Genomic DNA, 11,665 nt, shown 5'->3' on the forward strand with positions numbered 1-11,665 from the left:
CTATAGGAGATAATGAAATTGTTTCAAGCTAAAAAATAATAAGAAGCTATTTATATTAACTACTGAAAAGTAGAAAAATGCGTATTTCTAGCAAACATTAATTTATTTTGTCTTATTGAAAATTTTTGTGCCTAAAATTTTCAAATTTCAAACAGGAGATTTCTATAGAAATATATATTGAAAGTAGAGGTTTTTCTCAGGATGATGATTACCGTTGGTTAAAAGTTACTGAAGAGAGTCAAACTAGAATAGATAAACAAGATTTACCTACTATTATTAAATAAGCTACTCAATTAATTGATAGTGAATCTGTTTCAGTAGTTTTGAGCCGAAAAAATCATAGTTTACTGTGTTTATTAACAGGTATCGAACCTACAGAACGAGTTGATTTTGCCGACCGTCAAATTCGGATTTCTATAGCTTGGGTAGCCTCATATTCTCCAGATAATGAAATAATTTTACCGAAAAATTGTGGTATAAAGCCTCCCCTTTTAAGGGGATAAAAAGCGGTCGAGGGATGGCGAGGTCTCCTCGCCATATCCAATCGACTAAGAGAAGAAAAAATTTCATGATTAGTCAATCCTATCCGTTTTAAAGGAGAGGTAATTCTAAATTCGCGCATTCTAAATTCTAAATTATTGAAGAATGTTGGCTGCTGCGGCTTTAAATACAGAATAAAGACAACATTTGAGAGTAGAAATTAGTCAAGCTGTAAGTATCGGAGGTGAACTTTGGTTTCAAGTTAATTTTCAGTATATACAGCAATTAGCTAATACTGAACAAGCTAAAAAATTACTCCAAGATAAGTTGCCAAATACAACTAAAAAAATTGCCGAAACTTCACCCCAACGTCAACAGGAATTAGCTCTGGAATTGAAAGAATATCCCTTGCCAACTCAACAGGATTTAATTATAGTTGTAACAGGAATAAAAAAAGAGCAAACTTTAAATTGATGCTGATATTTGGCGTGGTTTATCTAGTTTAGTCTTATCTTCAGATTGGCAGATTGTTCATCGTACCTTGCTAGACAAAAATCTTACCAATAAATTATCAAAATACTTCAATAACTTGATGATTATTATTGGAGTTATTAGTGCTGTCTCTTTATTAGCGAAGACTTGAAAATTTTTATAATTTAACTATTGGCATCTCCTCCAAAAGAGGAGGTAGGGGGAAAGAATTGATGAATAAGACTGCAATAATTGATTTGATTTTTGATTATTGGAAAAGTCTATTAAAAATACTTCTATACACCCCATCTTCCCATCCCTCATCTCCCCATCTCACCATCTCCCCATCTCCCCCTCTACTTTTAAATAAATCCCAAATGGGATCTATAAATGAGAGTGTCAAATCATATCTGGTGTTCCGTCTTAATGCTAGAAACAGGAGATAAATTACGATCGCTTTGTGATTCACTATCTAATCTATCTAAAATATCCAATATTTCCCGTTCAAAGGCCACACTAGCACGATTAGTTTTACCCCCAATATAAACCCGCTGGCTTTCTTGCCAAGCCCAAATTTGCGAGTGAGAAACATAACTCATCAACACACTCAACATCAATAAACCAAAACCTAAATAAACAATAGGAATTCCAGGGTCAGCCTTTATTTGTAAACCCGTACTACCTATAATCTTGTCAACAAATAGCCTTACCCCATTAACTTCTGTAGACATTCCTTCACGCACACTACCAACTAATTTACCAGTGGCATCATAAATTAATACAGTTCCTTGTAAATCTCTTGCTAGTAAAGATACACCCTCACTCAAATCTGGTTTAGTCGGAATCCAAGTTCCCCAAATTCTGCCCCCGACCGTTGTATCTAATTTAGCCATTGGCAACTCAAAAACAGGGCTTCTATTAATTCTGACTTGAACTGCAGCGATCGCCCAATCTGCCTGATACATTGTCACCCCATGATATCTCATAGGTTGATTGACAAATATAGTTTTCCGATCTACTTCTGAGCCATTTTTATCTAAAATTGATAGGTCTGAATAAAACTGGTCAATTGCCCCTTCTGGAGTATAGTCAATCCAAAAACGATTTACCCGGACTAACCAATCTTGAGGAATTTGTGATTCGGCAAAAATACCAGCATCCACAATATTTTTAATTTGAAAAGTTTCTCCACTAGGCACTATTTCTTGACCGATAAATCCGGTCATTGAACCAACTATTGACCCTGCTAAAATAATCAACATACTAGCGTGAACTATTATAGGGCCAATTTTACCAATAATTCCTTTTCGCCCATAAAGTTTATCTCCTTCTTGAAATACCTGATAACCACGTTGCTGTAATATTTTTTCTAGAGAATCTAGGGAAGCTTTTTCTATTTCTGTGCTTAATGCTAAATTCTCAAATTGTTGTTTCTTATTATAGAATTTCCAGCGATTAGCAGACTTTAGAGCTGGCATTTGTCGCGTAAAAGTACAAGCTGTTAAACTTGCTCCAAACAAAATTAATATTGATAAAAACCACCAAGTACGATAGACATGGTCTAACTCTAATAACAAAATTACTTTCCAAGTCAAAAATCCAAATAATGCTGGTTTTTCAGGATAATTTTCCTGATAAAAATTTATTGATTCACCTTGTTCTATCACTGTGCCAGAAATGCTACTTATAGCAATTACTAATAGTAGAGCGATCGCTAACCGTAAATCAGCCAATAATGGCAATATTTCTCTTCTAAATATTTTGAGAGGATTGAACGTCCAACCTAATTCTGAATCTTTAGCATCCATTAATTTAATTCCTATCAGCTTTAATATTTTTTAATCGCGGTGTACAAGTAGTATAGCGCTAGGCTTCAATAATTGATAATTGATAATGGATAATTGATAATTACTTCTCCCTAAAAGGAAGAGGATTGAATAAAAGGAAAATATTTTCTCTCTTGGTCGATTGGATATGGCGAGGTCTCCTCGCCATCCCTCGACCGCTTGTTTCTACTTTAAAGGAGAGGCTTTAAACCTTAATTATTCGGTAAGTCAGAGTTCAGAAGTCACAACTCAGAAGTCAGAAGTTATATCAAGTCTCATTAATTAGCTATAATAAAAATGTTTTCCCCGATCTATTTCTCCCTATTCCCTGTTCCCAGCTCCGGTGTTCCCTAAAATTTTGATTATGGATGTTTAAAGATAATGGCTTTAAATCCAGTATTAGCAAGGTAAATACCTGAAAAAGCTAAAAATAGCTGTTTGCGTAGCATGACCTAGGAAAACCCAGATATATCTAAAAAGTAGTTTATTCAAACTAAAACCATTTCTGTATAAATTTTTAGAATATTTTTAACCTATTTTGACTACTTTTTGTTTGCCGCTTCAACCATAGATTACTACCATCTATCAAACTACCTTTTTTTCAAGTAACTGGTACTATTCTAAATAACAAAGAAAATACACCAAAACCAACTAATAAAATACCACTAGCAGGTGTAATCCAACTAGACCATTTTCGCAGTTCTAAAAAATTTTTAATATTAGCTATAAAAGCACCTGCTAATATCAAAGGCGTTACATAACCAAAAGCATAAAATAGCAATAAAACCCCTCCTAAAACCAAGTCTCCAGTCGTAGAAACCCAAGCTAATAATGTTGCTAATACGGGAGTGCTACAGGGAGATGCAACTAAACCAAATGTTAAACCTAATAAATATGAACGTATTCCTTTAGGTAAATCTTGAGATATCCATCCCATACTGTCAAAAGAAGGCATAGGTAATGGCAATGCTTCTAGTAAATTAAGACCCATTAAAATAGCAACGATACTAACAAGAATTGGCAATCCTATACCTACTTGACCATATACTTTTCCCAGTAATGATGCTAAAATTCCTAAACCCGCAAGAGTTGTGGCTAATCCTAAAGAAAACCAAGTAGATTGAACAGCAGCTTGGAGACGACTCTTAGCTTCATATCCGCCAATATAACCAATAGTTATTGGTAACATCGAAAGCATACAGGGTGTCAAACTGGTGAGTAAACCAGCTACAAATATAATTATCAAACTGACCCAGGTTAGATGTGTGAGCTGAGTCTTCACTATAGTATTTGCATATTGAGTAGTTTCGTAAAGTAAAGTCAGAAAGGTTTCCATAGTTATGATTGATTACTCTATTTATCTAAGTAAAACTAAAATATTTGCTTCAGTAGCAGAAGCTATAGGGTAGATTTACTATGACTTTGACTGAGACAGCTATACAGTGGTTGGAGAAAAAACAAATGGAACTAGGTGCAAATAGCTTATACCATTTCTCAAAAACTTTTCTACATTTTGTTGAGCAGGGGAGTAGGGGAGAATTCATTAATTGATAATTGATAATGGATAATTGATAATTACCTCGGGTTTTAACCGCTACGGAATTGAATATAAGGAGATATTATTTCTTTTCTCTTGGTCGATTGGAGGACAGCGAGGAGACCTTGCCATCCCTCGACCGCTTTTTCCCCTTCAAAGGGGAGGCTTCAAGGCGCGAATTATTTAATAATTAATAATTAATAATTAATAATTCGGTAAAAAGTAAGAATAATTAACATTAACTGGGCTATTTTTAACAAAAAGGTGATTATAGCTGTTTTGATTAATTAATAACTGAAGTATTACCCAAGTATAGCGTTACTTTTAGGAATTGGTATTAAGCGATGTAATTGAGCGTATGGCCAGAAAAAAACTAGACCAAAGGTGAGATATGTCTAGTTAGGGTTTGCTGATTAATTATAAAAGTATTGATATATAAAGGTTTGAACACTTTGAGGGTCGAAAAAAGTGCCAGATTTTTAGTTGAAAACGCTCAAAAAGCTAGTATTTTGGCCTGACTATGGCAGAAAAATCAAGGGAAAATTCTTACTCCTACCTCCTCGCTCATTCCTATTTCTCCTGACTCCTGACTCCTACCCTCGTTCATAGGACTTTTTCAGCAAACCCTATGTTATGGGTGGATTTTAATTGACTGTTTCTGACCCAAGGAATTTTTCCTTCTGCCCCTGTTCTCTTCAAATTTAGATTTTAGATTTTTCCTGAATTTAAGATTTTCTCTGGAATTATTTGAAACAAATTGACTCCAAATTAAATCTAGAATGTAGAATGATTTTGTCTCTCAGTATAAAGGAGGAGGTAAATGTCTCAATAAATTCCAGAGGTAAGACCTTTGAGAATAAGTATTGACAGCAATATAACCTGTGATTATACTAACATAAAAGTTAAATTATAATTATATGGCCACTGTCAAAACTGCAATTTCATTACAAGAGTATCTGTTTGAACAAGCTGAAACGCTAGCAGCAGAAATGAAAATATCTAGAAGTCGTTTAATAGCGATCGCTCTTGAAGAGTTTATTCGTCGGCATCAAAATCGACTATTGCTAGAAAAAATAAATGCTGCTTATGAGGATGTTTCTGAGACAGAAGCATTGACATCAATAAGTAGTATTAGTGGACATCATAGGAGTATAATAGAGGACGAGTGCTAATTAATCAAGGTGATATATTCTGGATTGAATTAGATGAACCATCGGGTTCTAAAGGTACTTACAGACATCCTCATGTTGTAATTCAGAACAATGTTTTTAATTTTAGTTTGATTAAGACTGTAGTTGTTTGTAGTTTAAGTTCTAATCTCAAGCTTGCTGCTGTTCCTGGTAATATTGTTTTGGCAGTAGGTGAGGCAAATTTACCAGATCAAACAGTTGTGAATATATCCCAGATTTTCACAGTAGAAAAAACAAAATTGACAGATAAAATAGGTACTCTTTCGCCGGAGAGAGTAGAAAAAATATTAGAGGGAGTAGAGTTACTACTTAAACCAACAGAAATGGAATAACGATCAGATTTTTACCTCTTTTGCTCCTCACCTTAAGTTTTGTATAGGCAATTTTTTTGTATCAAAAATTTTAATTTTTACCTAAATAACATGGGAGCATGAAAGCCATTGTCTTTTAAGCGATGGATGAAAGGCTACTCGTCGGATTTTAATCCGATGTATTTTATTTGACCGAAAAGCCACGTTGAAGGTCTCCGTGTTTTAACCGGGAGATGAAAACAACCAAGTCGTTTAGACTAGACAACTAAAGTAGTCCTGTGCTATTATTACTCACAATAAATATTCCCACCCTCGTTTCAAATGTACTCTTGTCAGCAAGTTTTAGTAGGTAAAAATCCCGAATTAATTGCTATCTTAAAATTCTTATGTGAACAGTCTCACAAGCTAACTAACATGGGAATATATTATGGTAGGCAATTATTTTTTAAGTCTCACAAAACTCTCGGCAAGTATGACTTGGAAAAGCTCTACAAAAAGAACTATCATTACAAAGTTTTATATTCACAAGCAGCACAACAAATACTGAGAACTGTAGCGGAATCATTTCGCTCTTATTATAGTCTTATTATTGCCTATAATGAAGGTAAAATCTCAGACAGACCAAGGATTCCTAACTATAGAAAAAAAGGGGGAATGGCTACAGTAAGTTACCCCAAGCAAGCATTAAAACTTAAAGATAATCAAATTAGAGTGCCGCTAGGGAATACCTGTAAACGCTGGTTTGGTCTAGATTGCTTTTTAATTCCCATGCCTAGTAATCTAGAATTTTCATCTCTCAAAGAACTAAGGCTATTACCAAGAAATAGATGTTTTTACTATGAATTTGTCTATGAAAAAGAAGTAGTAGTTAAACCTCAATTAAATCAAGAAAATGTATTAGGAATAGACCATGGTTTACATAATTGGTTGACCTGTGTATCGAATGTAGGTACTAGCGCGGGTTGTAGATGGGAAAAATCTCAAATCAATGAATCGTTGGTACAACAAACAAGTATCAACTATTAAAGAAAATAAACCGACTGGATTTTGGTCAAATAAACTAGCTGCAATTACAGAGAAGCGTAACCGCCAAATTCGTGACGGTATTAATAAAGCAGCCAGAATAGTAATTAATCATTGTTTAAAAAATCAGATCGGTACAATTGTTTTTGGTTGGAATAAAGGTCAGAAAAATCAAATAGAATTAGGAAAAAAAAGTAATTCAGAATTTGTACCAATTCCCACAGCTAGACTCAAAGAAAGAATAGCTCAGTTGTGCGATGAATATGGAATTATATTTATAGAAACCGAAGAAAGTTATACTTGTAGGGGCGAATGGCATTCGCCCCTTCGTTTTTAGATGGTGACTATCTACCTAATTATGGTGAGAAACCCAATGATTGGAAACCATCAGGAAAAAGAATAAAGCGTGGTTTGTATAGAAGTGGTAATAATTGGTTAATTAATGCAGACTGTAATGGAGCTGCAAATATAATCACAAAAGTAAGCCGCAAAGCTAAGTTTAGACTTAAGCCGACTGTGTAGGGGCACTTTGACTTGTCCCCAGAGAGTGTATCTTTGGTCAGCTAAGAAAAAACAAAGCAACATGGATTTATCCTGTTGCGTAGTATCAACTTAGAATCTCCGTGACTTAAGTCTGGGGAGTAGTCAATGTATCTACTATATTTTTTGACCCAATCTCTTGATAAAAAGATTTCAATAATTCTGTATTTTTCTGCCAATTTAGATGAGTTTTAGCAAAATTAATTGCACCTTGACCTAACTTTTCAAATAGAGAGTTATCCTCAAACAACTTACCCACCGATTCAACAATATTAACTCCATCAACCACAGGCAAAACCAAAGCATCTTTCTCATTTTCCATCACCAAACCAATATTAGTCGCAGGCAAAATTACAGGTTTACCCATTGCCAAAAATTCTGGTAATTTACAGGGGAAACGATAATCATTAAATTTATCTGGTCTACCTGGTTGAATTAACACATTTGCCAAAGCCAAAATTTCTGGCATTAAACTCCGGTCTACATATCCTAATTCAATGGCATATTTCCGCGCCCAATTATCATCATCCCCCAAAAAATTACAGAAATCTCTACCTGTTCTAACTAACACTGCAGGTTTACCTTCTCGGTTCAACATTGCTACAGCTAAATACAAACTTCTCACTTCATGAGTATTAGCAGCATGAACATTTCCGGTGTAGGAGAAAACTAAAGTATTTTCAGGAATATTAAACCTTTTTACTATTTCTGGATTGGGATTTCTGGGATAAAAATACTCGGTTTCTACACCAGGCCATAAAACTAAACTCGGTACATTATTCGGCACAAATTCTTTTAACTTTTCAATAATTACTGTTACTCCATCTGCACTTGCTAGAAACTCGCGATATTTCTGGGGATGAGAAACATTATCTGGAATTGCGAGAGACCCATTAGCATTAGCTATTTCTTTAAAAGGTTTGTTTAAATATTTTTCCAGGACATATTCTTCATTATCTTCCAAGTGAATTACTAATTTAAAATCATAAGCTTTCCGGAGTTTATGACAATAATTTCGCGTAACTTCTCTAGGAGTCCAAACATGAACCACATCCGGACCTTGCTGATTTTCAAATAATTTATTCAGCCGATAAAATTCACCATATTCTGTCACATTATATAAATGTGTTAAATCTTCTCCCACTTGAGAAACAGTCTGTTTATTTCTAGGAACAGCCACCACACAATCAAAGCCCAATTTAACTAAATTATTAGCAAAATGATGCACATGAAGGGCACTATTAGAATGAAAATCTTCGTACAGAACAAATAAAATATTTTTCATCAAAACTATATCTTTGAATATCTAATTTTTTAATAATTGTAAGTCAATATAGCAATTAGCTATGAGCCGTCAGCTTTTGTTGTTTGCCCTACTGAAGTAGACATAATATACTACTTATCCTTAAAAAAAAGGAGGGTCATTTCAGTTATCAGTACCGACCACTAAAGCCGGATGTTTGAAAATACTGGATTGAATATTTTTTCATCCCCTTAAAAGGGGAGGGTTTGGACCTCATTTTTTGGTAAGGAGAGAGATCCTTATAAAAAGATCTTAGATGAACGAGAGGCGATCGCTAAACTTGCTTGACTCATCATACTGACAAATTTATTCCATTAGTTGTTGTACTTCATTTAATGGTAAATCTACCGCTTCAGCAACTTGCTCTGCTGTTAAACCGAGTTTGATTAATTTAGAAACAGTATTTAATTTAGTTGCGTATAAAACGTTTTCAACGATGGGTTGGCAAGAGGTTGTCTTTTTATAATTTGATTGAGTATTTGCAGCATTACTATTTTCTAATTCTGCTGTTTCGGAATTAGGACAAAGATTGAGATTACCAATTTGTACCGGATTAAATAACCGAGAGTGATAATTTGCAAATCCTAAACGTTCGACTGTAGCGATAAAATTTGACTTATTTAACTTCTCCCCAAAAATCTCTGATAAAACTTGCCAGAGTTCGTATCCTTCATCCTTAACATGACCATTAGAACATTTATATTTTTCTGCAATTTCTCTATATTTTTCGTTATTCAGAACACCTTTTAAAATTCCCATTTGTAGATTATTGAGGTGTTTTCCCGTTTGCTGAAAGACTAACTCATCAATTGAATTTAAAACTGTTTGCCAGTCCATTGTTTTAGAATTAATTCTTCTGAATAGCTTATCCGCTATTATCCTTCTTTATCCGTCCTTTTTATATTTTCTTAATAAAATCTCCGTTTTTATCCGTCTTTTTCCGGCTTGTAGATATGAAAATGAGGGAATTAGAATTGCATTAGGTGCCTAATTATAGGGTAAAAAGATTCAATAAATAAGGTAATAAAATGTCAAAAGTAGTTACAGAATTTATCAATTCAACAAAAAACAGCTTAGTTCGTTCTCTAACTTTAACTGTTGCTGCTACATCTGCTGTAACTTTCTTATCAGCAATTTCTGCTTATGCTGGAGGTCCTTTGAAAGCAAGAGTAATTTCTATCGATATTTGTACAGAAAACTATGGTGTTTTGAAAGGTCATGACTTAGCGGTTGCTAGAATATTTGATGATAAAACTGGTAAAGCGCCAAGCACTTTTGTTGTTTACTCTACTTATCCTGGTCATGGTCTTAACCGACCAGAATTTTTACAAATGGCTAGAGAGAGCAAAGATACTGGAAGATATCTAGACTTTTACTGGAGTGATAATAAAGGTAGTAATATTTGTGGAGTTACATCACCTTCTCGTTATCATTTCTTGCAAGATATGCGCTATATCCGCTAAAGCATTTGTAGTCCAGTAGGGTGCGTTAATGAAATGTAACGCACCATATTAAAACTCATATTTCTTGGGCCACAGATTTTAAGCTGCGAGTATCTATAACCTATCTGGAAAATCATTTTCTCATTTTTCACACTCCCATATCTCCAGTAAATTTTTTCCCTTGGTTTCCCTGATTTATGTCCATTTTTGTCTGCTTTCAACCATCTATCAAAGGCAAGTTTTACTCGTTTTATGCAATCCTGTAAAACTTGAGAATGAATTAGCTTGTACTCAGGAAACTGGTGTTTGGTATTGACCAAATCTTTTTTTTGAGAGTAATAATCTGGATCATCTAAGAGTTGAGGAATGGGCATCACCAAGGGACAAGCATTAACCGGACAGCGATTTTCTTCCCACCACGAGAACCGCTCGCCTAACCGATAGTTGTACTGCCGACGCAACAATTCCAACCACATTTCTATTGTGGCTAACTGTTCTTTGTTTGGCCTTAATTTATATTGGTAGGCAGTGCGCATGGTGGAAAATTTCCGGGGTTATTGCAAGATAATCATACAAGTTTTTCAACTAGGGCGAAAGCTTCTGGTAGGAGATTTGCAAATTTAATGGGCATCGAACTCATTCAATTTGCTGCCGATTCATCTCACACCAAATCAAATATTATGGCGTGAGGCTTCTCGGCAATTCAGCTAAAAAAGTAATTTTTGGGCGTAGTCCTAACCCTTAAGCCTTTAGGAATCCTAGCTCCGGCTGCTTTACCCTCCTCATCAAACAACGCGCGATACGCGCTCCGCGATCGCCGGATTTAGTAGCTGGATTTAATATCAGAGGAATTTTGAATTTCTTTTCAAACTACTCTCTTTCTATCATCTGTCTTGGGCCACAAATTTTAAGCTGCGAGTATCTATATCTATTTCTAAAATATTTTTTTAATTTTTAAAACTTTCCTATACCTCCAATAAATTTCTTCATCCCACTAATTACAATTTCAGCTATCTAATGTACTATTGCTATAGTCGCAATAGAAGAAATGATGTTTGTAAGCACCACAGAAGCAGCAAGTCTTTTAAGTATATCTACTCAAAGAGTTAGAATATTGCTTAAGGAAGGCCGCATACAAGGAGCCAGAAAAATCAATAATCGAGTTTGGGTAATTCCGTTACATCAAGGAATGCCTAGAATACATCGCAGAAGAAAAGGTCCTAAACCACGTTGGAGTTCTCATAAGCGTTGTGGCAAGAACACTGTTCACTTTAATCGCAACCATATAGATAGAAATAAAAACAAGCAAAATAGCGATTTGACGATTCTTTCTGTTAAAGAAGGCAGCAGCAATTTAGCAACTGGCCATGAAGCTGAAATTCACGGCCCCTGTAGGATTGTCTACCAACCAGAGAAACCTCATAGTTGTGGTGCCACTGTGTGGATTGAAACTCTGGCAGCAGTTACCATGGTTGATTATCAAGAGGGAGTTTTAAAAATAGATAACAAATGGGCTTTAACTGATGAGTAAAAAGTAGGTTT

16 protein-coding genes are annotated in these 11,665 nt (G+C 34.8%); 10 read left to right on the forward strand and 6 right to left on the reverse strand.

The features are described from left to right. Positions 1-125 precede the first annotated feature (125 nt). The 3 genes from SAGCYANO_RS19505 to SAGCYANO_RS19515 all read left to right on the forward strand — a co-directional run bounded on the left by SAGCYANO_RS19505 (position 126) and on the right by SAGCYANO_RS19515 (position 954). Positions 126-284, forward strand: a complete 159-nt coding sequence (locus tag SAGCYANO_RS19505) for a hypothetical protein (RefSeq protein WP_202221585.1) — start codon at positions 126-128, stop codon at positions 282-284. Positions 285-323: 39 nt separating this feature from the next. Beyond that, a complete protein-coding gene (locus SAGCYANO_RS19510) occupies positions 324-503 on the forward strand; it encodes a hypothetical protein (RefSeq protein WP_202221586.1) in 180 nt (59 codons plus the stop codon). A 184-nt stretch (positions 504-687) separates the two neighbouring features. Next, a complete protein-coding gene (locus tag SAGCYANO_RS19515; protein ID WP_202221587.1) occupies positions 688-954 on the forward strand; it encodes a hypothetical protein in 267 nt (88 codons plus the stop codon). Between the two features lie 265 nt (positions 955-1,219). Here SAGCYANO_RS19515 and SAGCYANO_RS47805 read toward each other — a convergent pair whose 3' ends face one another. From SAGCYANO_RS47805 to SAGCYANO_RS19525, 3 genes are all read right to left on the reverse strand, one after another. Continuing rightward, positions 1,220-1,354 carry a hypothetical protein gene (locus SAGCYANO_RS47805; protein ID WP_255502614.1) on the reverse strand — a complete coding sequence of 45 codons (135 nt, stop codon included), beginning with the start codon at positions 1,352-1,354 and terminating at the stop codon, positions 1,220-1,222. A 1-nt stretch (position 1,355) separates the two neighbouring features. Beyond that, positions 1,356-2,759: a cytochrome c biogenesis protein gene (locus tag SAGCYANO_RS19520; RefSeq protein WP_202221588.1), complete on the reverse strand. Its 1,404-nt coding sequence runs from the start codon at positions 2,757-2,759 to the stop codon at positions 1,356-1,358. Between the two features lie 619 nt (positions 2,760-3,378). Next, positions 3,379-4,113: a cytochrome c biogenesis protein CcdA gene (locus SAGCYANO_RS19525; RefSeq protein WP_202221589.1), complete on the reverse strand. Its 735-nt coding sequence runs from the start codon at positions 4,111-4,113 to the stop codon at positions 3,379-3,381. Between the two features lie 1,118 nt (positions 4,114-5,231). Here SAGCYANO_RS19525 and SAGCYANO_RS19530 point away from each other — a divergent pair. The 5 genes from SAGCYANO_RS19530 to SAGCYANO_RS45000 all read left to right on the forward strand — a co-directional run bounded on the left by SAGCYANO_RS19530 (position 5,232) and on the right by SAGCYANO_RS45000 (position 7,360). Next, positions 5,232-5,486 (forward strand): hypothetical protein, encoded by a 255-nt coding sequence (locus SAGCYANO_RS19530; RefSeq protein WP_202221590.1) that lies wholly within the window; start codon positions 5,232-5,234, stop codon positions 5,484-5,486. Next, positions 5,480-5,836, forward strand: a complete 357-nt coding sequence (locus tag SAGCYANO_RS19535; RefSeq protein ID WP_202221591.1) for a type II toxin-antitoxin system PemK/MazF family toxin — start codon at positions 5,480-5,482, stop codon at positions 5,834-5,836. Before SAGCYANO_RS19530 ends, SAGCYANO_RS19535 begins: the two co-directional genes overlap by 7 nt. A gap of 300 nt (positions 5,837-6,136) precedes the next feature. After that, on the forward strand, positions 6,137-6,841 hold the full coding sequence (locus SAGCYANO_RS44990; RefSeq protein WP_237396371.1) for a hypothetical protein: 705 nt from the start codon (positions 6,137-6,139) through the stop codon (positions 6,839-6,841). Continuing rightward, entirely contained in the window at positions 6,804-7,175 is a 372-nt protein-coding gene (locus tag SAGCYANO_RS44995) for an IS200/IS605 family accessory protein TnpB-related protein (protein ID WP_237396372.1), read from the forward strand. The genes SAGCYANO_RS44990 and SAGCYANO_RS44995 overlap by 38 nt, the downstream gene beginning before the upstream one ends. After that, positions 7,151-7,360 carry a hypothetical protein gene (locus SAGCYANO_RS45000; RefSeq protein ID WP_237396373.1) on the forward strand — a complete coding sequence of 70 codons (210 nt, stop codon included), beginning with the start codon at positions 7,151-7,153 and terminating at the stop codon, positions 7,358-7,360. Before SAGCYANO_RS44995 ends, SAGCYANO_RS45000 begins: the two co-directional genes overlap by 25 nt. 106 nt (positions 7,361-7,466) lie before the next feature. Here SAGCYANO_RS45000 and SAGCYANO_RS19545 read toward each other — a convergent pair whose 3' ends face one another. Next, positions 7,467-8,663, reverse strand: coding sequence for a glycosyltransferase family 4 protein (locus SAGCYANO_RS19545; RefSeq protein ID WP_202221592.1), 1,197 nt, complete (start codon positions 8,661-8,663; stop codon positions 7,467-7,469). 324 nt (positions 8,664-8,987) lie between these two features. Beyond that, positions 8,988-9,518, reverse strand: coding sequence for a hypothetical protein (locus tag SAGCYANO_RS19550; protein WP_202221593.1), 531 nt, complete (start codon positions 9,516-9,518; stop codon positions 8,988-8,990). A 191-nt stretch (positions 9,519-9,709) separates the two neighbouring features. On the opposite strand from SAGCYANO_RS19550, the gene SAGCYANO_RS19555 reads away from it, so the two are divergent. Next, on the forward strand, positions 9,710-10,144 hold the full coding sequence (locus SAGCYANO_RS19555; RefSeq protein WP_202221594.1) for a hypothetical protein: 435 nt from the start codon (positions 9,710-9,712) through the stop codon (positions 10,142-10,144). On the opposite strand, the gene SAGCYANO_RS19560 is transcribed toward SAGCYANO_RS19555, so the two are convergent. Then, entirely contained in the window at positions 10,141-10,659 is a 519-nt protein-coding gene (locus SAGCYANO_RS19560; protein WP_202221595.1) for a helix-turn-helix domain-containing protein, read from the reverse strand. The two genes, SAGCYANO_RS19555 and SAGCYANO_RS19560, sit on opposite strands and share 4 nt — an antisense overlap. A gap of 512 nt (positions 10,660-11,171) precedes the next feature. On the opposite strand from SAGCYANO_RS19560, the gene SAGCYANO_RS19565 reads away from it, so the two are divergent. Beyond that, on the forward strand, positions 11,172-11,654 hold the full coding sequence (locus SAGCYANO_RS19565; protein WP_202221596.1) for a DNA-binding protein: 483 nt from the start codon (positions 11,172-11,174) through the stop codon (positions 11,652-11,654). Positions 11,655-11,665 lie beyond the last annotated feature (11 nt).

The sequence above is a fragment of the Okeania sp. KiyG1 genome (assembly GCF_014132355.1).
Taxonomy (GTDB): domain Bacteria; phylum Cyanobacteriota; class Cyanobacteriia; order Cyanobacteriales; family Microcoleaceae; genus Okeania.